The sequence below is a fragment of the uncultured Bradyrhizobium sp. genome (assembly GCF_936943645.1).
Classification (GTDB): Bacteria; Pseudomonadota; Alphaproteobacteria; order Rhizobiales; family Xanthobacteraceae; genus Bradyrhizobium.
This window is the reverse complement of sequence record NZ_CAKZJO010000104.1, coordinates 75,427-96,069: the sequence shown is the minus strand read 5'-3', so window position 1 is coordinate 96,069 and position 20,643 is coordinate 75,427. Positions and strand designations below refer to the sequence as shown.

The following is a 20,643-nucleotide window of genomic DNA, read 5'->3' as shown; positions in this document are numbered from 1 at the left end:
TAGTGATCGCTGCAATAAGATTTCCTGATGCTCAACGTCACCCTGCGGCAGCTCCGGTATTTCGATGCCTTGGCCCGTCATGGTCATTTCGGCCGCGCGGCGGAGGCCTGCTCGATCTCGCAGCCGGCCTTGTCGATGCAGATCAAGGAGTTGGAGGAGGCGCTGGGCGGCCTGCTGCTGGAGCGCAGCGCGCGCCAGGTGGCGCTGACCCGGTTCGGCGAGGAACTGTCCCAGCGGGTCCGCGACATTTTGCGCTCGGTCGATGAGCTCGGTGATTTCGCCCGCGCCTCGCAGGACCGTTTCGCGGGCCGCCTGCGCATCGGCATGATCCCGACCATCGCGCCGTATCTGCTGCCGAAGATCACCAAGAATCTGACGCGCATGCATCCCGAGCTAGACATCCGCGTGCGCGAGACCATGACGCCCCGGCTGATCCAGGAACTGGTGGAAGGCCGCCTCGACACCGCGATCGTGGCGCTGCCGGTGTCCGAGCCCTCGCTCACCGAAGTTGCCCTGTTCGACGAGAAATTCCTGCTGGTACGTCCGGGATCCGACGAAGGCACGCCGGTGCCCTCGCGCGAGATGATGCGCGAGATGCGGCTGCTGCTGCTCGAAGAAGGCCACTGCTTCCGCGATCAGGCGCTGTCGTTCTGCAACATGCAGTCGGCGCCGCCGCGCGAGATGCTGGATGCCAATTCGCTGTCGACGCTGGTGCAGATGGTCAGCGCCGGCATCGGCGTGACGCTGATCCCTGAAATGGCGGTGCCGGTGGAGACGCGCTCCGCCTCGGTCTCGCTGTCGCGCTTCCGCGACCCCGAGCCCTCGCGCACCATCGGCATGGTCTGGCGCAAGACCAGCCCGCTGGCGCGGCAGCTGCTGCAGATCTCCGAGGTGGTATGCCTGTCGGCCGGCAAGGCTCGCCCGCGGCAGGCCGCGCGCAACCGCGCCTGAGCCGCCGATGCCGCAGCCCATCACCATCCGCCCTGCGCGCCCCGACGAATATGACGAGGTCGGCCGTGTCTGGATGGAGAGCTGGGTCTCGACCGGCCTCGGCGAGGCCAGCGACGCCCTGCTGGCAGACCTGCGCGCACGCATCCGGCGCGAGATCGCGGATGGCTGGAGCCTGTTCGTCGCCGACGATCGCGGCACCATCGCCGCCATGCTGGCGCTGCATGTGCCAAGACTCTATCTCGACATGCTGTTCGTCGGCCCCGCCTATCAGGGCCAATCGCTCGGACGAAAGCTGCTCGCTTTCACGCGCACGAAAATGCCCGACGAGATGTACCTGCGTTGCGTGCGCGAGAACGAAAAGGCCTGGCATTGGTACGAGCGTGAAGGTTTTGTGTTCGAGAAGGAAGAGATCGAACCGTCGAACGGCTTCATGATGAAGTACTACCGATGGAAGCGGCAACGGCCGACCGGATAGGCAGCAACACGCGGGTGCAGCTTGCGGTTGTCACGATCCCCACCTAATGTAGCGGGAACGATCACCTCCTGACTCTGACCTCCCGGAATTCATGCTCCGCATTGCTGTCTCGCTGATCGTGCTCTCGTCCATTTGGACCTCGGCAGTCGCGCAAACTCCTCCAACACCCGCCGCGCCTCCCGCCAAACCGGCGGTCAAGAAGGCCGCGCCGAAAGCCAAACCGGCTGCACAACAGCCGGTCGCGGCGCAGAGCGGCCCGTGCCAGATCGGCGTCATTTCCGCGATTGGAGACTATTTCTCGGTGCAACATGTCGGCCTTACGATGTTCGGCAACGAGTATTTGGAGGCGCCGATCGATGCGTGGGGCCTCGATGATCTCCTGGTCGGGCGGGTTCGTGCCGCGGCTCCCGGCATCGCGGTCCGAAAAATCGCTTACGCCAATGGCGCCTTCAAACCGTATTATCACCCCGAAGCAAAGCTGTTCCGCAATGACCGCAACGACCTGACAGCCCTGGTGCGTCAGATCGCCGGCAGCACCAATTGCGAACGTTACATCGTCGCCACGAAATCCCGCGTTACAGTCGACGGCACCAATCAGTCAATCGAAGGCGTCGGGGTCTACAAGAATTGGGCGAGCCCTGCCGGAAGAGGCGTCGTGGTCGCCTATTTTCTCCTGAACGTATTTGACGGGCGTACCTTTGAAATCCACCGGGCGCCCTCCCGGAATTTCGGAGATGTGCTTGCATCGAGTTTTTCGAACAAGAACGACAATAATCGCATTCTCAACGATCTCGAGTTTCCCAAGACACCCGAGCAGGCGGCGAACAACGCGACCCTGCGCGACAGCGCGCGCAGCCTGATCACGGCAAAGCTGGACAAGGTTTTGCCCGCATACATCAAGGGCGAGTAAGCGACTTTGCCGACACGACGCGCCAAAGGATCAAGTTTGGCTGCGCCTGCGAACACAGCCGCGTTCAACATCATTGCGCGGCTGCTCGTCATTACGATCATCCTGTGGTGTTTTTCAACTCAGGCGCGGGCACAAGTCCAACCGGAGACGGCACAAACAACCGTCAAACAAGCCAATGGCAGGCTGACCACGCGGCGTGAAGCGACGGGCAAGCCCGCTCCCGCGGCCGGCGGCTCGTGCGACTTCGGTGTCGTCGTCACCACCGGCGATGAGTTCACCGTGCAGACGACCGGCCTGACCATATTTCAGAACAAGAAGACGGTGGTCCCGATCCCAGGCTGGGGACTGAGCGATCTGATCTTCGCGCGGACTCGCGCCGCGATCCCGGCCGGCGCGTCCGTTCTGAGAATCCCCGACAACCCGGCGAAATTTCCTCCGCGCGACGCGTCAAAGGACACGTTGAAAGACAGGCTGGTCCGCGATCCTAACGCGGAGCTGAGCGGATACATGCGCGAGACCGCGAAAGGAACGAACTGCCGACACTACATCCAGATCCTCAATGCAATCAGTCCGATCGGGTCATCAAGCTACACGGTCCGCGGCTTCGGCATCCTCAACCAGGATGTGGTGCTCGGGCGTCGCATCTTTCTCCACGCCCTGGCGTTTATCCGTATCTTTGACGGGCGCGACTTTGCCATCGTCAGACAGAGCTCTGCACTGATTAACCTGGATCATTCGCTGGCGGTGCAGAGGTTCTTGGGCAAGCTCGTCGGCGGTCCTTATCGCGAATTGCCCGCAGAATCGTTTCCAACGCGCCCTGAAGATGCCGCCGGCAATCCTGCACTGCGCGACGGCGTGCGCGCCATGCTGGCGGGGAGCCTCGACAAGACGTTGCCACTTTTGCTTGGACGTCGACCAGCAGCACGCCAAGGCGGCACTGAACAACGTTGACCCATATGTCGCTGACGCTGGTTGGCTTCTAGCTAGGCGTAGTGCGTTGCGAATGCGCGGCAAACGCGGCATGAATTGCCTGCTGTTCGCCTCTCGCCTCCGAAAGGTTCCGCGCCATGATCGAGCTGTATTGGTCTCCCCGCTCGCGCTCGTTCACGACGCTCTGGCTGATGGAGGAGAGCGGCCTTCCCTATGAGCGCGTGCTGACCGACATCTCGACCGGGGCGCAGAAAGCGCCGGACTTCCTCAAGGTCAACCCGATGGGGAAAGTGCCGGCGCTGACCGACGGCGATGCAGCCCTTGGCGAGGCCGCGGCGATCTGCGCCTACATCGCCGATCGCTACCCCGAGACGAAGCTCGCGCCTGATGTGACCGACCCGCGCCGCGCGCGCTATCTGCAATGGCTGTTCTTCTCACCGGGCTGCATCGAGCCTGCCATCATCCAGATCTTCACCAAGATCGAGATCCCGACCTCGACCGCGGCCTGGGGCAGCGCGACGCAGGTGTTCGACGTGCTGGAGGCCGCGCTCGCCAAGGGACCGTGGATTCTCGGCGAGGATTTTTCCGCCGCCGACGTCGTGGTCGGCTCCGGCCTGAATTTCGCGGTGCGCCTGTTCAAGATGGTGCCATCGCGCCCGGCCTTCGACGCCTATCTGGCGCGATGCATCGCGCGCCCGGCACTCCAGCGCGCGGAGAAGATCGCAGCCGGATGAAGCGCTCCGCGGTCTAAAGCCTGATCTTGAGGACGGCGAGCCCGGACTGCTGAAGCAGTCCGGAGGATGTCGCGGCAACACCGTAGCGGAGGCCGAGATCGACACCCTTGCCGTCGGTCGCAACAAGCCCCAGCGCGGTCGCGTAGATCCAGGGCGATAGCGCAAGACCGTTGGTGACGAAACTATCGCCACCGCCGGCAAACGCCGACTTGATCTGCAGCCCCTGGTTCATCGTGTTGTAGCCGACGCCGGCCTCACCGGTGAGATGGACCTGCTTCGTGATCCGGTACGCGCTCTTCAGCCCTGCCGTCACCGTCAGCTCGCGATAGGTTTGCGCATCCACGTTGAGGCTGAAGCCGCCCGCGCCGCCCTCCTGATAGGCGGGCGAGCGAACCTGTCCATAGTCCAGCCGCAGCGACGGCGCGATCGAAAGTCCGGGGTCGACCGGGATCAGCTTGCTGATGCCGACGCCCGTATGGCCGCTGTAGGAGCGATAACCGGCTCCAGCGACGCCGTTGATGAAGGTGAGCGAGCGGCTCTCGCCATTGTCATTGAACGCGCCGTCGAGCTGGCCATCGAGGCGAATGCCATGGCCGAGTGCATAGGCACCGTAGAGGCCTGCAGAATAGGAATCGACGGCCAGCCGGTTCGGGACGGCGGCGTCGCTGCCGGTGATGGCTTGACGCGAATAGGCGAACAGGCCGCCGAGCATCGCGCGCGGGGAGATCGTCGTATCCGCACCGATCGCAATGCCGCCGCCTGAAGCGTTATAGCCGGAGACGCCATCGACGCTGCCCTGCCGGGTGCTGCCGCCGAGCGGCTTCATCCAGACATGTCGCTCGGGGGTGACGCCGGCATTCAGCCCGAGCATGTCGTCCAAGCGCCCGGTCATCGTCTGCTGGAATACGCGCTGTGTGGCGTAGGTCGCCTGCGATGCCGCGCCCGAGAGAACAGGCAGGGTCTGGTTGACCGCGTTGACGAGACCGGCCCCGCCGAGATTGTCGAGCGCCGTGAAGCCGGCGGCCATGCTGCCGCTCCAGCCAAGCGACGTCGCCGACAGCCGATAGAGCATGTCGGCCGCCCCCAAGCCCGCGCGGCTGTTCTGCGCCTGAAGCGTCTCGGCATAGGGGCGCACCAGGGAGAGATAGGCGATGCCTCCGGTCGGATTGCCCGAGAGATCATAGGTGCTGACGAGCATCTGCGCGCCCGAGGCATCGCCGCTGGCTGCGCCATAGAGGCTGGCAAGCGTGCCTTTCGAGAGCATGTTGAAGAGCACGTTGCCCTCCGGCGTCACGGATCCGAGCAGCGTGAAATTGGCAGCGCTGCTGCCTGCGGGCGCGATGCCCGCGCCCCAGAAATATCCGTTCTGGTAATTCGTGATGACGAAGCGGCCGGGCGCGGAGGTGCCGAACAAGGCATTGCTGGAAATCCGCCACGGCGTGCCTGAAGTCCAGGCCCATTGCGGGACAGAGTTGGCGGGCACGGGTTGCGAAGCGGGCGGCGTGAAGATGGCGGGATCGTAGGGAAGCATGTACGCCCAATGAGTCACGAGCACGCTGTCGCCCGTGATCATCTGCATCTCCATCGACGTCACGCCGCCGACAGTCCTCATGTGGCCGAGACCCACCGTCGCGGCGCCGCCCGAGGTCGGCGTGAACAGCATCGTGATCTGGCCCGCGGTGGTGACAAAGCCCTGGATCGTCGAGGTATCGGTCAGAAGCGCGGGGCCGATCTTGAGCTGCGCAACGCTCGTTCCCGTGAACGAGCCGTTGGTCGCGGTCGCGAGCGACCACAGGGTCTGGTCGCCGATCGGGATCGGGTTGGCGAAGCCGGTCTTCGGCGACGCATAGGCGAGTAGCTGCGCTGTCGGGACGTACCAGCTTGTGTTGGAAAGGGTCGTGTCCCAGATCGCCGATTGTGCCAGGGCATGCGAACCGCCGCACAGCAGCACCGCGCCCGCAACGGACGCCAGCGCGCTCGCGCGACACCTCGCATGCACACTCGGCAAGATCGTCCCTCCCGAACCGCGGGCCATGACCCTGCGGCGCCACCGGGCGGGATTGAACACGATCCCTTCGCGAGAGTCTGCCCCATGATTGTGGGATGCGAGGCTTGGCGTGCCTCAGGCGGCAGTCCCGCAGGACGGGCTACGCGGCCGTCACCTATTCCGCCTTCAAATCGTCCGGCCGCGGCATCAGCACGATGTTGTAGCCGGAATCGACATAGTGGATCTCGCCGGTGACGCCGCCGGACAGGTCCGACAAGAGATACAGCGCCGAGCCGCCGAGCTCGTCGAGCGTGACGCCGCGGCGCAGCGGCGAATGCTTCTGCATGAAGGCGAACATCGCGCGCGCCTCGCCGATGCCCGAGCCCGCGAGCGTGCGGATGGGACCTGCGGAGATCGCGTTGACGCGAATGCCGCGCGGTCCGAAATCGGAGGCGAGATAGCGCACGGAAGCTTCCAGCGCCGCCTTGGCCACGCCCATCACGTTGTAGTTCGGCATCGATCGTTCGGAGGCACCGAAGGTCAGCGTGATCATGCTGCCGCCGTCGGTCATCAGCTCGGCGGCGCGTTTTGCCACTTCCGTGAACGAGAAGCAGGAGATCACCATGGTACGCGAAAAATTCTCGCGGCTGGTGTCGGCGTAACGGCCCTTCAGCTCGTTCTTGTCGGCAAAGCCGATCGCATGGATGACGAAATCGAGCTTGCCCCATTTTTCGCGCAAGACGTCGAAGGTGGCATCGACGGTTGCGATGTCCTCGACGTCGCAGGGCAGCACCACGTCCACGCCGAGCTGCTCCGCCAGCGGCTTGACGCGCTTGCCGAGGGCCTCGCCCTGGAAGGTGAAGGCCAGCTCGGCACCGTGCGCATGCAGCGTCTTGGCCATGCCCCAGGCGATCGAATGATCATTGGCGATGCCCATGATCAGACCGCGTTTGCCCTTCATCAAACCTTCCATTGCCTCGTAACTCCACTATTCCGAGGTCATGCCCCGCGAAGGCGGGGCATCCAGTATTCCGACACAGCTGTGCTAGGTCGAGAGGCCGCAGCGTACTGGATGCCCCGGTCAAGCCGGGGCATGACAGCGTGCCAGACTCACACGTCCATCCGGCTGAACACCAGCGTTGCGTTGGTGCCGCCGAAGCCGAACGAATTCGACAGCACGGTGCCGATCTTGACGTTGTCGATGCGCTTGCGCACGATCGGCATGTCGGCGAACACAGGGTCGAGCTCCTGGATGTGCGCGCTCTCGCAGATGAAACCGTTGTTCATCATCAGCAGCGAGTAGATCGCCTCCTGCACGCCGGTCGCGCCCAGTGAATGGCCGGTCAGCGCCTTGGTCGCCGAGATCGGCGGGCACTTTTCGCCGGCACCGAACACGCGGCGGAGCGCGTCGATCTCCGGGGGATCGCCGGCCGGGGTCGAGGTGGCGTGCGGGTTGATGTAGTCGACCTTGGTCTTCACCGTCGACATCGCCATGCGCATGCAGCGCTCGGCGCCTTCGCCCGAGGGCGCCACCATGTCGTAGCCGTCCGAGGTCGCGCCGTAACCGACGATCTCGCCGTAGATCCGGGCCCCGCGCGCCTTGGCATGCTCGAGCTCTTCCAGCACCAGCACGCCGGCGCCGCCGGCGATCACGAAGCCGTCGCGGTTGACGTCGTAGGGACGCGAGGCCGTGGCCGGCGTGTCGTTGTACTTCGAGGACATCGCGCCCATGGCGTCGAACAGCACCGACAGCGACCAGTCCAGCTCTTCGCAGCCGCCGGCGAAGATGACGTCCTGCTTGCCGATCTGGATCGTCTCATACGCATTGCCGACGCAATGGTTCGACGTCGCGCAGGCCGAGGAGATCGAATAGTTCACGCCCTTGATCTTGAACCAGGTCGCAAGCGTCGCTGAGGCCGTGGACGACATCGCCTTCGGCACTGCAAACGGACCGACGCGCTTCGGGCCCTTGGTGCGGGTGATGTCGGCGGATTCGACGATGGTGCGTGCCGAGGGACCGCCGGAGCCCATGATGATGCCGGTGCGGATGTTGGAGACTTCCTCCGGCGACAGACCGGAGTCCTGGATCGCCTGCTCCATCGCGATGTGATTCCACGCCGCGCCCTGTCCGAGGAAGCGCATCGCCCGGCGGTCGACCACGGTTGCGGGATCGAGCGTCGGCGCGCCTTGCACCTGCGAACGAAAGCCGAGCTCGGCATATTTCTCAGCCCGAGAAATGCCCGACTTCGCCTCGTGAAGGCTCGCAAGCACTTCCTGGGTGTTGTTTCCGATCGACGAGACGATGCCCATCCCGGTGACCACAACCCGCCTCATGACAGCCTCGCCCTGCTCGTTGTCTTCTTGCTCGTTGTCTTCGTGGTGATGCGCGTTAGCCCAGGCTCGTGCCCTGCTTGAATAGGCCGACCTTCAGGTCCTTGGCGCGATAAATAATCTGGTCATCGACCGAAAGCCACCCGTCGGCGATACCGAGCACAAGCTTTGAACGCATCACGCGTTTGATATCGACGTTGTACACAACCTTGCGCGCCTCGGGCAGTACCTGGCCGCTGAACTTCAGCTCGTTCAAGCCGAGTGCGCGACCGCGACCTTCGCCTCCGGTCCAGCCCAGATAGAAGCCGACCATTTGCCACAGCGCGTCGAGGCCGAGGCAGCCGGGCATCACCGGATCGTTCTTGAAGTGGCAGCCGAAGAACCAGAGGTCGGGCTTCACGTCGAGCTCGGCGCGCACCAGCCCCTTGCCGAACTCGCCGCCATCGTCGTTGATCTCGGTGATGCGATCGAACATCAGCATCGGCGGTAACGGCAGCTGGGCATTACCCGGGCCGAACATCTCGCCGCGAGCACAGGCCAGCAGATCTTCGTATTCGTAACCGTTGCGCCTGTTCAGCATGCACGAGCCTCTGTTTAAATTCCGATTGAGCGGCGTTTTTTGGCGAAAATGGGCCCCGTCTCGGTCGGAGAGCAACGCCGATTGCCACCGTCAGGCGCGGCTCCCGCATGCCCCGGATGGACTGCCGACCGGGCCTCCATGCCCGGCTGCGCCAAAATCGGCTAAGCGGAACCGCGCGCTCTCTAACACAGGCCATTTCGGGTGGCAAAGCGCATCCATGAAGGTAAAATGACGCGATCCGGGCTCGGTTCCAAGACTCACTAGAACCTTCAAGCCTGATTAGAACCTCTCTAGTTGCGAGAAACTTGCATCTGCATCTTTCTCTTCTTATATTGCGGAGAGATATTGTTCACGCGTGCCTGAAATCTGGAAATGAGCGAGAATACCGCGCCCCATCACGACGACGACGTCCACGCCGCGGCCCTCCTGTCCGGCCGCCAGCCGGCTTTGACCGGTTGCCCCTGGCACGACGTCAACGAAATGCTCCAGTCCGCCGGGCTCCGTCCGACGCGCCAGCGGATGGCGCTCGGCTGGCTGCTGTTCGGGAAGGGTGCACGTCACCTGACGGCTGAAATGCTCTACGAGGAAGCGACCCTGGCCAAGGTTCCGGTGTCGCTGGCGACCGTCTACAACACGTTGAACCAGCTCACTGATGCCGGCCTGCTCCGGCAGGTCAGCGTTGACGGCACCAAGACCTATTTCGACACCAACGTCACCACCCACCACCACTACTACCTCGAGAACAGCCATGAGCTGGTCGATATCGAGGATCCGCATCTGGCGCTGTCCAAGATGCCGGAGGTGCCCGAGGGCTACGAGATCTCCCGCATCGACATGGTCGTGCGCCTGCGCAAGAAGCGCTGAGGGTCACGCTCTGGTGTCGTCCCCGCGAACGCGGGGACCCATATCGCGTGATCTCTCAATGAGCCACGCTGGTTAAGACCTTCCAAGACAATTAAACGCTGTGGTTATGGGTCCCCGCGTTCGCGGGGACGACGGGCGCGCGTCAGTTGACCTGCTCGTCCGAATAAACGCCCCAAAGGCGTTCCTGCTGGATCCAGCCGTCGAAGCCGTTGCCGGTGACGCGGCACCAGTTTGCGGTGCACTTCTTCACCTGCGTGACGACCCCGGCCTGGAGCTTTGCTGCCACCGCACTGTCGAGATCAGCCCGATCGTAGATCGGGGCGAGATCGTCCTTGTGCTTCATGGTGACGACCGCAGTACGTCGCCCGGACAGCAGCGAGTGATAGACCCAGCCTTCGGCGCCCTCGGAATCGCGCACCCGGCGCCAGTTCTCGAACTCGGCGGTAATTTCGACCGGCAGGCCGGCGCGGGTATAGACCCAGGCCACGTCATTGTCCTTGGTCGGGCCGGCGCGGACGTTGACGTGATCCGATTTGAGGCTGACGTAGCGCGGCACCGGCAGGCCGCTGGCGGTCTGCGGGGTGCTGTCCTTGGCCGAATGCGAGGGGCCGACCGAGGCGCTCAACCAGGTGCAAACGAGCGCCATCACCGAACAAAAACGCCCCAACGCCATCAACCCGTCTCCCGTCGACGACCCGGCCGAGCCGGGTCCTCACTCCAAAATCCAAAACCTGCCGCGTCAGCCCTCTCCCGCCCCACGCGGGTGTTCCCAAAGCCTTAAACCCGTGGTTCTTGTCTTGGCCCGGCCTTCTGCTAGAGAGGACGGGCACTTGAACAACCAGTTTGCCCCGATTTTCCGGCCGGAAGTATCGGGAGAGCTTGAAGGAAACGCCGGGGACGGACACGGCAAGGGCAGTGTCGAACAACCGGGTTAATGAGACCTCAACGACCGGCCTTTGGCGACAGAGGCGGCCTGCGACGCCTCATGAGAGCAGGACATGTCGGTGAAGAAAAAGCCCCTCGTCGTCGTGACGCGCAAGCTGCCGGATTCGATCGAGACGCGGATGCGCGAATTGTTCGACGCGCGGATCAATCTCGAGGACACGCCGATGTCGGCCGAGCAGCTCGCGGAAGCCGCGCGCACCGCCGAGGTTCTGGTTCCCACCGTCACCGACCATATCAGCGCCGACATCGTCAACCAGCCCGACTGCAAGCTGCGGCTGATCGCCAATTTCGGCAACGGCGTCGACAATATCGACGTCGAGGCCGCGCATGCCCGCGGCATCACCGTCACCAACACGCCAAAGGTCCTGACCGAGGACACAGCCGACATGACCATGGCGCTGATCCTGGCCGTGCCGCGCCGGATGATCGAAGGCGCCTCGATCCTCACCGAAGGAAAGCCGTGGGCCGGCTGGTCGCCGACCTGGATGCTCGGTCACCGCATCGGCGGCAAGCGGCTCGGCATCATCGGCATGGGTCGCATTGGCCAGGCGGTGGCGCGCCGCGCCCGCGCCTTCGGCCTGCAGATCCACTATCACAACCGGCGTCCCGTCGCGCCCAAGATCGCCGAAGAGCTTGGCGCGACCTATTGGGAAAGCCTCGACCAGATGCTGGCGCGGATGGACATCATCTCGGTGAACTGTCCGCACACGCCGGCGACCTATCATCTGCTCTCGGCGCGGCGGCTGAAGCTGATCCGGAAAGACGCCTACATCGTCAACACCGCGCGCGGCGAGGTGACGGACGAAGACACGCTGATCAAGCTGATCGAAGGCGGCGAGATCGCCGGCGCCGGCCTCGACGTCTACGAGCACGAGCCCGCGGTGAACCCGAAGCTGGTGCGGCTCGCCAAGGCCGGCAAGGTGACCTTGATGCCGCATATGGGCTCGGCCACGATCGAAGGCCGCGTCGAGATGGGCGAGAAGGTGATCATCAACATCCGCACCTTCCTCGACGCACACAAGCCGCCGGATCGCGTGCTGCCGAGCATGCTCTGAGGCCTCGGCGTCTCGCTGTGACGGTCTAGTTTCGCGCAGTATTTCGCTTGCGCCAGTCCGCGACGAAATCGATGAACGCGCGCAGCGCGGGCGGCGTCTGGCGCCGGCTCGGATAGTACAGGAACGGGCCCGGGAACGGCTCGCACCAATCTTCCATCAGGCTGACCAGCGCGCCTGACTTCAGGGCTTCGCCAACATAACCATCGAGCGTCGCCCAGATGCCGACGCCGTCGAGCGCAGCGCGCATCGCAAGGTTCATGTTGGTCGAGATCAGCTTTGCGGGCGGATCGACCTTGACGATCTGGCCGGCCTTCTCGAATTCCAGATCGTGCATCACGCCGCTCGAGTAGCGGGCGCGGATGCAATCATGGTCGAGCAGATCCTTCGGATGTTTTGGTCGTCCGCGGCGCGCGATGTAATCGGGCGAGGCGACGACGACATAGTGCTGTGGGCCGCTCAGCGGGATCGCCACCATGTCCTGCGCGAGATGCTCGCCATAGCGCACGCCGGCGTCGAAGCCGGCGCTGACGATGTCGACGAAGCCGCTCTCGGAGACGATGTCGAGATCGACCTGCGGATGCGCGGCCAGGAACGGACCGGCCATCGGGGCGAGCACGAGATCGACCGCCGGCGGCGGCGCGTTGATGCGCAGCCGGCCTGAGGCGACCTCGCGCAGGCCGCGGACCTGGTCCAGGGCATCGCCGACATCGCGGAGCGCCGGGGCGACGCGGGACAGCAGCAGCTCGCCCGCTTCGGTCAGCGCGACGCTGCGGGTGGTGCGGTTCATCAGGCGGACGCCGAGGCGCTCCTCGAGGTCGCGCAGCCGCTGGCTGAGGCTCGACACGGACACGCGCATGTCGACCGCCGCGCGCCGGAAATTGCGGGTGCGGGCAACCGCCACGAAGGCGTCGAGATCGCGCAGATCGGGATCGGACATTGTTCATTACTGTGAACAAGCCATTCTCGATTGTCCAGCTTATCGGCGCAATCGCCCGGGCGCATATCTGGCCTCGTCACGCGGCGCCATCCGCCGCTTCTCCAAGGAGAGCCAACATGGAACAGCGCAAACTCGGTTCGACCGGCCCCATCGTCTCAGCCCTTGGCCTTGGCTGCATGGGCATGTCCGAGGTCTACGGTCCCGCCGATCGGGACGAGGCCATCGCCACGGTGCATGCGGCACTCGATGCCGGCATCACGCTGCTCGACACCGGCGATTTCTACGCCATGGGTCACAACGAAATGCTGGTGCGCGAAGCACTGAAGGACGTCGGCCGCGATAAAGTGCAGATCAGTGTGAAGTACGGCGCGCTGCGCGGACCGGCCGGCGAGTTTGCGGGGATGGACACGAGGCCGGCCGCGACCAGGAACTTCCTGGCGTATTCGCTGCAACGGCTCGGCACCGACTACGTCGACATCTATCGCCCTGCACGCCTCGACCCCAACGTCCCCATCGAAGAGACGATCGGCGTCCTCGCCGATCTCGTGAAGGCCGGCTACGTCAGGCATATCGGCCTGTCCGAGGTCGGCTCCGACACGCTCCGCCGCGCGCATGCGGTGCATCCGATCGCCGATCTTCAGATCGAGTATTCGCTGATCGAGCGCGGCATCGAGCGGGACATCCTCAAGACCTGCCGCGAGCTCGGCATCGGCATCACGGCTTACGGCGTACTCGCGCGCGGCCTGATCAGCGGCCATTGGTCGAAGGAATCCGGCAAGGCCGGCCGCGACTACCGGCTGATGACGCCGCGCTTCCAGGGCGCAAATCTCGATGCCAATCTGGCGCTGGTGGATCAGCTGCGCATCATCGCCGCGGAGATCGGCGCAACGCCGGCACAGGTCGCGATCGCCTGGGTGTCCGCACAGGACAAGGCGATCGTGCCGCTGGTCGGCGCCCGCACCCGCAACCGTCTCACCGAAGCGCTCGGCGCAACGAAGGTGACATTGACGTCGACGCATCTCGCAGCGCTGGCAAAGGCCTTTCCGCCGAACGTCGCGTCCGGCACGCGCTATGCGGCCGAGCAGATGGCGCATCTCGACAGCGAGAAGCAGGTCTCGGCGTAGCCGCCGCAATCAGCTGCGATGGGCGCTGAGGTCGGCGACCACAGGCCCGTCGCCGTTGAGCGGATTGGCGGGGTCGCGCGCATAGCGCAGCGTCTCGAAGCGCATCGCGCGCGCATCGATCATCAGGAGGCGGCCGACGAGGCCCTCGCCGAAACCGACGATCTCGCGGATCGCCTCCAGCGCCATCATCGAGCCGAGCACGCCCGCCAGCGCACCCATGACGCCGGCTTCCGCGCAGGCCGGGACCGTGCCGGGCGGCGGCGCCTCCGGAAACAGGCAGCGATAGGTCGGGTTGAATTCGCCCTGCTCGTTTTTCTCATGCGCGCGAATGGTAGTCAGCGAGCCGTCGAAGGTGCCGAGCGCAGCGGTAATCAGCGGCCGCTTGGCGAAGAAGCAGGCGTCCGAAGCCAGATAGCGCGTCGAGAAATTGTCGGAGCCGTCGAGCACGAGATCGTAGTCGCCGATCAGGCCGAGCGCATTGTCGGCATTGAGCCAGGTGGCGTGGCCGACGAATCGGACATGCGGGTTGAGCGCCGCGATCCGCTCGGCGGCGCTCTCGACCTTGTGCCGGCCGATATCGGGCGTGGTGTGAATCACCTGGCGCTGGAGATTGGACAGCGACACCACGTCGTCATCGACCACGCCGAGCGTGCCGACGCCGGCTGCGGCCAGATACATCAGCGCGGGCGCGCCGAGGCCGCCGGCGCCGATCACCAGCACGGAGGCCCGCTTCAACGCGGCCTGGCCCGGGCCGCCGACATCGCGCAGCACGATATGGCGGGCATAACGTTCGAGTTCATCCGGGCTCAGCACCTGATCTACTCCTGAACCACCCCGAGATTGTTCGCGACCAACGAGATGTGCTTCAATGGCATCGCGTTCAATGGGCTGGTTGGATTTGTCATGAGATCGATGCTTGCGGCAACCCTGGTGTTTGCCGCTGCCACGGGCGCGAACGCCCAGATGACGACCTCGCCGGTCGCCGGCGCCAAGCCGAAGACGGTGCAGACCGTGCCGATCCAGCCACCGGCCATGCAAACGCCGGCGGCGACGGCGGATGCGATGGCAAAGGCCGGACGGCTGGCGCTGCAATCCGACCTCGCCTGGGTCGGCCAGTACAACGGCGCCATCACCGGCGACGTCAGTGATCGCATGGTCAATGCCATCAAGGAGTACCAGAAGGCCAAGGGCGGCAAGCCGACCGGCGTGCTCAATCCGCAGGAGCGCGCCGCGCTCGCCGAGACGGCGCGGAAGAAGCAGGACGGCGTCGGCTGGAAGATCGTGACGGAGCCGACCAGCGGCGCGCGGCTCGGCATCCCCTCCAAGCTCGTGCCGCAGCAGGCGAGCGACGCCAACGGCTCGAAATGGACCTCACCGACGGGAACCGTGCAGATCCTGCTCAGCCGCCGCAAGGAGGCGAACCCGACCGCGGCAAAGCTCGCGGAGCTGGAGAAGGAGCCCTCCGGGCGCAAGGTCGACTACACCGTGGTGAAGCCCGACTTCTTCGTGCTGTCGGGCTTGCAGGGCCTGAAGAAATTCTATGTGCGCGGCACCTTCAAGGGCGATGAAGTGCGTACCATGACGATCCTTTACGACCAGGCGACCGAGAACACGGTCGAGCCGGTCGTGATCGCGATGTCGAGCGCGTTCAATCCATTCCCCGCGGGCCCGCAGGCCGGGCCGCCGCCGCGCAAGACCGTCGAATACGGCACCGGAATCGTCGTCAGCGAGGACGGCGCGATTCTGGCCGACCGCCTCGTCACCGACGGCTGTCTCGCGATCACGGTCGCCGGCCATGGCAGCGCCGACCGCCTCGCCGAGGACAAGGAGCGCGGTCTCGCGCTTCTGCGCATCTACGGCGCGCGCGGCCTCAAGCCGCTCAGCCTCGCTGGCGGCGCAGCCAGGACGAACGTGGATGTCGTCGGCATCGCCGATCCGCAGAGTCAGGGCGGTGCGGCCGGCGTGTCGGTCGTCAGGGCTGGGCTGGTGCCGGTCACTTCGGGCGATTCCACGCTGTCGCCGCCGCCGGCGGTCGGATTCTCCGGCGGCTCGGCCATCGACGGCGATGGCAAGTTCGCCGGCATCGCGCTGCTCAAGCCGGCCATGGTGGCAGGGCCAACGGCATCGGCGCCAACGTCGCAAGCCGTGATGGTCCCGGCGGAGACGGTGCGTGATTTCCTGAAGGCGAATGGCGTCACCGCGAACGGCACATCGGCCGACGCGAAAGCCGCCGTCGTGCGCGTGATCTGTGTGCGGAAATAGCCTGCGCGACGACAACATCACGCTCGTGTCCCGGACGCGCAGCGTTGCTGCGCAGAGCCGGGACCCATGTCATCACAATCGAGTGCACGACACTTCTGGGCCTCGGCTCTGCAGCGCATCACCGAAGAGGTCCTGCGCTGCGTCCGGGGCACGAGACTAACCTAGCCTGAACCTGATCCCGCTGTTCGCAAGGCCCCCGGAAATGCCGACGGGCGTGCCGTCGGCACGCCAGCAGGCGGCCCCGGTCATGGTGCCGTCATCGTGGAAGGCGATCCCGTTCATGCCGCCGGCGACGGTCGCGACGGGCTGCACCGTGTGGCCGAGCGCCGCGAGCTTTGCGCGCACGCTCTCCGGCACCGTCTGCTCGACCTCGAGCGCATTGCCCTCCGTCCAGACCCTGGGCGCCTCGACGGCCTCCTGCAGGCTCATGCCGTGATCGATCAGGTTGACCAGCGCCTGCATCGCACTCGGGAAGATGCGTTTTCCTCCGGGCAGGCCCAGCGCAAAGCGCAGCTTGCCGCCATTCAGCGCCATCATCGGCGACATCGAGGTCGTGACGCGCTTGCCCGGCGCCAGCGACAGCGCGTGGCCCGGGCGCGGATCGAACAGGTTCATGTAGTTGTTGGCGATGGCCCCGAGGCCCGGGATCATGATCTTGGCGCCGAACAGATTGTTGATGGTCTGCGTGGTCGCGACCACGTTGCCGAAGCTATCCGCCGCCGTCATGTGCGTGGTGTGCGCGCCTTCGAGCTGCGACACGCCGGCGCCCCACATCTGCGCCCGCGCGGGATCGATGGCGCGGCGGCGCTCCTCGGCATAGGCTTTCGAGGTCAGCTTCTCCACGGGGACGCCGACATAATCGGGATCACCGCTGGCCGCGGCGCGATCGGCGAACGCAATCTTCAGCACCTCGGCGAGATAGTGAATTGTCTCTGATGTGCCGAAGCCGAGGCCGCCGATGTCGTAGCCCTCGAGAATATTGAGCATCTGCGCGATGTGCACGCCGGAAGCGGCCGGCGGCGGCGGGCCTAAAATGGTCCAGCCGCGATAGTCGGCGCGGATCGGCTGCCGCTCGACCGTCCTGTAAGCCGTGAGATCGTTGCGACGGATAAAGCCGCCGGCCTTCTCCATGTAATCGGCGAGGATGTCGCCGAGCGGTCCCTCGTAGAGCGCGGCCTCGCCGTGGTCGGCGATATAGCGCAGGGTCTCGGCATATTCGGCCTGCACCACCCGCGCGCCGACCTTGAGCGGCTCACCGTTCGGCAAGTAGATCGCCGCGATCGGCTTGTCCTTGAGCATCTCGGCGGCGCTCTCGCTGATGCATTCGTGCAGGTACGGCGTCGCGGCATAGCCGCGTGCGGCGTGCTTGATCGCGGGTTGCAGGACGTCGGCGAGGCTCATGGTGCCGAACCTTCGCAGCGTCTCACACCAGGCCTTGAGCGAGCCGGGCGTCGCCACCGCCTTCGGTCCGGTGAGATTCTCGTTTCCGACGGTGTCGAACACGTCATGCGCCGAGCCGGGCTTCGAGGTGTAGGTTGTGTCGCGAACCGCCGCGGGCACGGTGCTCTGGCCATCGATAATGCGATGGCTGCCGTCCGCCAGTCGGATATGGGCCATGCCGCCGCCGATGATGCCGACCATCATCGGCTCGACCACGGTCAGCGTGAACAGGGTGGCGATCACGGCATCGATGGCGTTGCCGCCGGCCGCCAGCATCTCGGCGCCGGCGCTGGAAGCCAGCGGATGGTTGCTGACCACCATGCCGCGGCTCGAGACCGCCGGCATCTTCTGGCAATCAAAATTGGTTGCCGTCCGGTCGCGCCAGTTGCTGCTCATCTCGCTGCCCTTTCCATGCACGGCAGCGAGCACATCATACGTACGACTACTGGTCCAGTAATGGTACGGATTAGCTGGCATTCCCTATTCCGCCATCATCATGACCGTTGATTCGGACCTCCGCGATCCCCTTTGGATCGGGCCGGCACGTCCTGAGCGAGAAGAGCTCAGCATCGAGATCGATGCACGTTCGCGTGGCGTATTCCTGACCCGAAACTCCAAAGGATTGATCTTCAAATGCACACGATCGTTCTGGCCACCCAAAAGGGCGGCAGCGGCAAGAGCACGCTCGCCATCGGCCTCGCGCTGGCAGCCAAGCAGGCCGGCTTCACCGTCCGCCTGATCGAGACCGACCCGCAGGGCACCCTGTCCAACTGGGCACGCCGCCGCAGCAACGACGATGTCGTCGTCGAGCCGATCTATCATGCCGCCGACATCGAGCCGCGTCTGAAGATGCTGGCCGACAGCGGCTTGCAGCTCGCGATCGTCGACACTGCTGCCGGCCTGTCCGCCGCCACCACCGCGGCGATCCGTCATTCCGATCTCTGCCTGATCCCGGCCCGCCCGAGCGTTGCCGACATCGAGGCGACGGTCTCGACGCTCAGCGTCGCGCGCGCCTGGAAGCGGCCCTACAGCTTCGTGCTGAACCAGACCCCGATCCGCGGCCAGCGCATCGACAATGCCGCAGGCGCGCTCGCCGAGGAAGCTTCGCTCGACCTGGCCGAGGTGCTCGCGCGCCCGCTGATCGTGATGCGCAACGACCACCAGGACTCACTCGCCAATGGCCTTGCCGTCAGCGAGTTCGCACCGAACGGCAAGTCGGCGGACGAGATCCGCGGCCTCTGGCGCTGGATCGAGACCCGGCTCGAGCTCGAAGCCACGACCAATGTCCTGATCGACCAGGTGATGTCGGTTGCCGACGGCATGCTGCACGCCGCCGCCGAGCTTGCGGCGGACGAGACCACGACCCTGGCGTCCTGAGCGGGGCAATCGCTCAGACGTCCGTCGGCCCTTCACCATCCGGAAGGGCCCCAGCGACGAAGCAATCCGGCCACCAGCCCGGCCGGATTGCTTCGCTTCGCGTTTCTTTACTTCTATCCATCCGTCATGCCCGGGCTTGACCCGGGCATCCACGTCTTGGCGGCGGAGAAGAACGTGGATGGCCGGGACAAGCCCGGCCATGACGATAACGAGCTATCGATCGCACTCACGTCCTATCGCGCAGCCAGGCCTCTCGCCGCACGATCCATTTCTCGGACTTCGTCTGCCCGCCGTGATGGGCGAGCTCGATGAAGCCGACGAACTCCGCACCGGTCTTCTGCTTGACCCTGCGCGAGGCTTGGTTCGTGGCCGCATTGCAGACGTGGAAATGATCGAGGCCGAGCGTGACGAAGGCAAAGTCGTTCACTGCGGTGATGGCTTCCGTCATCAATCCGCGCCGCCAATAGGGCTCGGCGAGCCAGAAGCCGCGATTGCCTTTGGCGCCGTCGGCGTAGGGACGGAAATGGATGTTTCCGATCGCCTCGCCAGCGCCGCCCTTCAGCACCAGGACCCAATGGTGCAGCTCCTCGCCGGCTGAGATCTTGTCGAGCTGCATCCTGACGAAGGTCTCGGCACCATCGGCCGGATAGGGCCAGGGCACGACGGCCGCGAGATGCCGGATGATGTTCCAATTGTCGAAATTGCGCTGGATCGCCGGCACGTCGGACAGTGCGAGCGGTCGCAGAATGAGCCGTTCGGTTTCAAGCTGCGGCGTCTGCATGGCCGGCTATTTCTGACATTTCGGACACCAGAAGGTCGAGCGGCCATTCTGGGTGAAGCGCTTGATCGTGCCACCGCAAGCGGGCGTCGTGCATGTCTCGCCTTCGCGATCATAGACCTTGAACGAATGCTGGAAGTAACCGAGCTCGCCCGAGGTCTGGCGATGGTCACGCAGGCTGGAGCCGCCGGCCTTGATCGCATCGTTCAGCACGGTGTGGATCGCGCCGACCAATCGCTTCGCATGATCGGTCGGCTCACCCCCAGCAACGCCCTTGCGTTGTCCGGCCTTCGTCGACAGCGTGGCAGCGATCCGGCGCGGCGACAGATGCGAGCGATGCAGCGCCTCGCAGACATAGATGTTGCCAAGCCCCGCCACCACGCGCTGGTCGAGCAGCGCTGCCTTCAGGCTCGTGGTCTTGCCTTCGCAGGACCGCGCCAGCATCGCGGCGTCGAACTCGTTGCCGAGCGGCTCGGGGCCGAGGCCGCGCAGCAGCGGCTCGTCGTCGAGCGCGTTGCGCGTGATCACTTTCATGTAACCGAAACGCCTGGGATCGTTGAACACGATGTCCGCGCCGGAGGACATCCGAAACAGCACATGGTCGTGTACCGAATCCTTGCCCTTCGGATAGTGAAACTCACCGGGCACCGTGCCGTTGTCCGGCTTGATCACGCGGAACGAGCCCGACATGCCCAGATGCATCAGTAGCACGTCACCCGAGGCGAGATCGGCCATGAGATATTTTGCGCGGCGGCCCAGGCCCGTGACGACCTGGCCCTTGAGCCGGGCCACGAAATCCGGCTGGAACGGAAAGCGCAAATCCGGCCGGCGGGCCTCCGCGACCAGGATTTTCGCACCCTCCATGACAGGCTGAAGGCCGCGGCGGACGGTCTCGACTTCGGGCAATTCGGGCATGGTCAGGCATTCACCTTATGAGGGCGGTGTGATAGCGCCATTGCGGCG

Annotated in this window: 20 protein-coding genes; 10 read left to right on the top strand and 10 right to left on the bottom strand. The window is 64.9% G+C overall.

Features of this window, described 5'->3' with window-relative positions; genetic code table 11:
• Positions 1 to 27: 27 nt before the first annotated feature.
• From Q0743_RS30825 to Q0743_RS30805, 5 genes are all read left to right on the top strand, one after another.
• Entirely contained in the window at positions 28 to 951 is a 924-nt protein-coding gene (locus tag Q0743_RS30825; protein WP_298245188.1) for a hydrogen peroxide-inducible genes activator, read from the top strand.
• 7 nt (positions 952 to 958) lie between these two features.
• Positions 959 to 1,426, top strand: a complete 468-nt coding sequence (locus tag Q0743_RS30820; RefSeq protein ID WP_298245187.1) for a GNAT family N-acetyltransferase — start codon at positions 959 to 961, stop codon at positions 1,424 to 1,426.
• 301 nt (positions 1,427 to 1,727) lie between these two features.
• Positions 1,728 to 2,336, top strand: coding sequence for a hypothetical protein (locus Q0743_RS30815; protein ID WP_298245186.1), 609 nt, complete (start codon positions 1,728 to 1,730; stop codon positions 2,334 to 2,336).
• A gap of 36 nt (positions 2,337 to 2,372) precedes the next feature.
• On the top strand, positions 2,373 to 3,287 hold the full coding sequence (locus tag Q0743_RS30810) for a hypothetical protein (protein ID WP_298245185.1): 915 nt from the start codon (positions 2,373 to 2,375) through the stop codon (positions 3,285 to 3,287).
• A 116-nt stretch (positions 3,288 to 3,403) separates the two neighbouring features.
• Positions 3,404 to 4,000, top strand: a complete 597-nt coding sequence (locus Q0743_RS30805; RefSeq protein ID WP_298245184.1) for a glutathione S-transferase family protein — start codon at positions 3,404 to 3,406, stop codon at positions 3,998 to 4,000.
• A 13-nt stretch (positions 4,001 to 4,013) separates the two neighbouring features.
• Here the strand turns inward: Q0743_RS30805 and Q0743_RS30800 are convergent, their stop codons facing one another.
• From Q0743_RS30800 to fabA, 4 genes are all read right to left on the bottom strand, one after another.
• The gene (locus Q0743_RS30800) at positions 4,014 to 5,999 is read right to left on the bottom strand and encodes an autotransporter outer membrane beta-barrel domain-containing protein (protein WP_298245195.1); all 1,986 of its coding nucleotides are present in this window, start codon (positions 5,997 to 5,999) and stop codon (positions 4,014 to 4,016) included.
• Between the two features lie 163 nt (positions 6,000 to 6,162).
• Positions 6,163 to 6,960 carry an enoyl-ACP reductase FabI gene (gene fabI / locus Q0743_RS30795; protein ID WP_298245183.1) on the bottom strand — a complete coding sequence of 266 codons (798 nt, stop codon included), beginning with the start codon at positions 6,958 to 6,960 and terminating at the stop codon, positions 6,163 to 6,165.
• A 137-nt stretch (positions 6,961 to 7,097) separates the two neighbouring features.
• On the bottom strand, positions 7,098 to 8,321 hold the full coding sequence (gene fabB, locus Q0743_RS30790; protein ID WP_298245182.1) for a beta-ketoacyl-ACP synthase I: 1,224 nt from the start codon (positions 8,319 to 8,321) through the stop codon (positions 7,098 to 7,100).
• A 55-nt stretch (positions 8,322 to 8,376) separates the two neighbouring features.
• The gene (gene fabA, locus Q0743_RS30785; protein WP_097663360.1) at positions 8,377 to 8,898 is read right to left on the bottom strand and encodes a bifunctional 3-hydroxydecanoyl-ACP dehydratase/trans-2-decenoyl-ACP isomerase; all 522 of its coding nucleotides are present in this window, start codon (positions 8,896 to 8,898) and stop codon (positions 8,377 to 8,379) included.
• A 372-nt stretch (positions 8,899 to 9,270) separates the two neighbouring features.
• Here fabA and irrA point away from each other — a divergent pair, with 372 nt between their 5' ends.
• Positions 9,271 to 9,762, top strand: coding sequence for an iron response transcriptional regulator IrrA (gene irrA, locus Q0743_RS30780; RefSeq protein ID WP_027546833.1), 492 nt, complete (start codon positions 9,271 to 9,273; stop codon positions 9,760 to 9,762).
• Positions 9,763 to 9,904: 142 nt separating this feature from the next.
• Here irrA and Q0743_RS30775 read toward each other — a convergent pair whose 3' ends face one another.
• Positions 9,905 to 10,435 (bottom strand): SH3 domain-containing protein, encoded by a 531-nt coding sequence (locus Q0743_RS30775; protein WP_298245181.1) that lies wholly within the window; start codon positions 10,433 to 10,435, stop codon positions 9,905 to 9,907.
• 325 nt (positions 10,436 to 10,760) lie between these two features.
• Between Q0743_RS30775 and Q0743_RS30770 the strand changes: the two genes are divergently transcribed.
• Positions 10,761 to 11,762, top strand: a complete 1,002-nt coding sequence (locus tag Q0743_RS30770) for a D-glycerate dehydrogenase (protein ID WP_298245180.1) — start codon at positions 10,761 to 10,763, stop codon at positions 11,760 to 11,762.
• Between the two features lie 25 nt (positions 11,763 to 11,787).
• Here the strand turns inward: Q0743_RS30770 and Q0743_RS30765 are convergent, their stop codons facing one another.
• Complete coding sequence (locus Q0743_RS30765) at positions 11,788 to 12,699, bottom strand: LysR family transcriptional regulator (protein WP_298245179.1); 912 nt, start codon at positions 12,697 to 12,699, stop codon at positions 11,788 to 11,790.
• A gap of 116 nt (positions 12,700 to 12,815) precedes the next feature.
• On the opposite strand from Q0743_RS30765, the gene Q0743_RS30760 reads away from it, so the two are divergent.
• A complete protein-coding gene (locus Q0743_RS30760; RefSeq protein ID WP_298245178.1) occupies positions 12,816 to 13,823 on the top strand; it encodes an aldo/keto reductase in 1,008 nt (335 codons plus the stop codon).
• A 9-nt stretch (positions 13,824 to 13,832) separates the two neighbouring features.
• On the opposite strand, the gene Q0743_RS30755 is transcribed toward Q0743_RS30760, so the two are convergent.
• The gene (locus Q0743_RS30755) at positions 13,833 to 14,636 is read right to left on the bottom strand and encodes a molybdopterin-synthase adenylyltransferase MoeB (protein WP_298245177.1); all 804 of its coding nucleotides are present in this window, start codon (positions 14,634 to 14,636) and stop codon (positions 13,833 to 13,835) included.
• Between the two features lie 90 nt (positions 14,637 to 14,726).
• Here Q0743_RS30755 and Q0743_RS30750 point away from each other — a divergent pair, with 90 nt between their 5' ends.
• A complete protein-coding gene (locus Q0743_RS30750; RefSeq protein ID WP_298245176.1) occupies positions 14,727 to 16,085 on the top strand; it encodes a peptidoglycan-binding protein in 1,359 nt (452 codons plus the stop codon).
• A gap of 156 nt (positions 16,086 to 16,241) precedes the next feature.
• Here the strand turns inward: Q0743_RS30750 and ggt are convergent, their stop codons facing one another.
• Entirely contained in the window at positions 16,242 to 17,921 is a 1,680-nt protein-coding gene (gene ggt / locus Q0743_RS30745; RefSeq protein WP_298245175.1) for a gamma-glutamyltransferase, read from the bottom strand.
• Between the two features lie 237 nt (positions 17,922 to 18,158).
• Here ggt and Q0743_RS30740 point away from each other — a divergent pair, with 237 nt between their 5' ends.
• Entirely contained in the window at positions 18,159 to 18,902 is a 744-nt protein-coding gene (locus Q0743_RS30740; RefSeq protein ID WP_298245174.1) for a ParA family protein, read from the top strand.
• A 226-nt stretch (positions 18,903 to 19,128) separates the two neighbouring features.
• Here the strand turns inward: Q0743_RS30740 and Q0743_RS30735 are convergent, their stop codons facing one another.
• Positions 19,129 to 19,683: a GNAT family N-acetyltransferase gene (locus tag Q0743_RS30735; RefSeq protein WP_298245173.1), complete on the bottom strand. Its 555-nt coding sequence runs from the start codon at positions 19,681 to 19,683 to the stop codon at positions 19,129 to 19,131.
• Between the two features lie 6 nt (positions 19,684 to 19,689).
• Entirely contained in the window at positions 19,690 to 20,595 is a 906-nt protein-coding gene (gene mutM / locus Q0743_RS30730) for a bifunctional DNA-formamidopyrimidine glycosylase/DNA-(apurinic or apyrimidinic site) lyase (RefSeq protein ID WP_298245172.1), read from the bottom strand.
• Positions 20,596 to 20,643 lie beyond the last annotated feature (48 nt).

Coding starts and splice junctions, on each gene's coding strand:
- Q0743_RS30825 (WP_298245188.1), top strand. CDS start 28: ATGCTCAACGTCACCCTGCGGCAGCTCCGGTATTTCGATGCCTTGGCC.
- Q0743_RS30820 (WP_298245187.1), top strand. CDS start 959: ATGCCGCAGCCCATCACCATCCGCCCTGCGCGCCCCGACGAATATGAC.
- Q0743_RS30805 (WP_298245184.1), top strand. CDS start 3,404: ATGATCGAGCTGTATTGGTCTCCCCGCTCGCGCTCGTTCACGACGCTC.
- fabI (WP_298245183.1), bottom strand. CDS start 6,960: ATGGAAGGTTTGATGAAGGGCAAACGCGGTCTGATCATGGGCATCGCC.
- fabB (WP_298245182.1), bottom strand. CDS start 8,321: ATGAGGCGGGTTGTGGTCACCGGGATGGGCATCGTCTCGTCGATCGGA.
- fabA (WP_097663360.1), bottom strand. CDS start 8,898: ATGCTGAACAGGCGCAACGGTTACGAATACGAAGATCTGCTGGCCTGT.
- irrA (WP_027546833.1), top strand. CDS start 9,271: ATGAGCGAGAATACCGCGCCCCATCACGACGACGACGTCCACGCCGCG.
- Q0743_RS30775 (WP_298245181.1), bottom strand. CDS start 10,435: ATGGCGTTGGGGCGTTTTTGTTCGGTGATGGCGCTCGTTTGCACCTGG.
- Q0743_RS30770 (WP_298245180.1), top strand. CDS start 10,761: ATGTCGGTGAAGAAAAAGCCCCTCGTCGTCGTGACGCGCAAGCTGCCG.
- Q0743_RS30765 (WP_298245179.1), bottom strand. CDS start 12,699: ATGTCCGATCCCGATCTGCGCGATCTCGACGCCTTCGTGGCGGTTGCC.
- Q0743_RS30760 (WP_298245178.1), top strand. CDS start 12,816: ATGGAACAGCGCAAACTCGGTTCGACCGGCCCCATCGTCTCAGCCCTT.
- Q0743_RS30750 (WP_298245176.1), top strand. CDS start 14,727: ATGAGATCGATGCTTGCGGCAACCCTGGTGTTTGCCGCTGCCACGGGC.
- ggt (WP_298245175.1), bottom strand. CDS start 17,921: ATGAGCAGCAACTGGCGCGACCGGACGGCAACCAATTTTGATTGCCAG.
- Q0743_RS30740 (WP_298245174.1), top strand. CDS start 18,159: ATGCACACGATCGTTCTGGCCACCCAAAAGGGCGGCAGCGGCAAGAGC.
- Q0743_RS30735 (WP_298245173.1), bottom strand. CDS start 19,683: ATGCAGACGCCGCAGCTTGAAACCGAACGGCTCATTCTGCGACCGCTC.
- mutM (WP_298245172.1), bottom strand. CDS start 20,595: ATGCCCGAATTGCCCGAAGTCGAGACCGTCCGCCGCGGCCTTCAGCCT.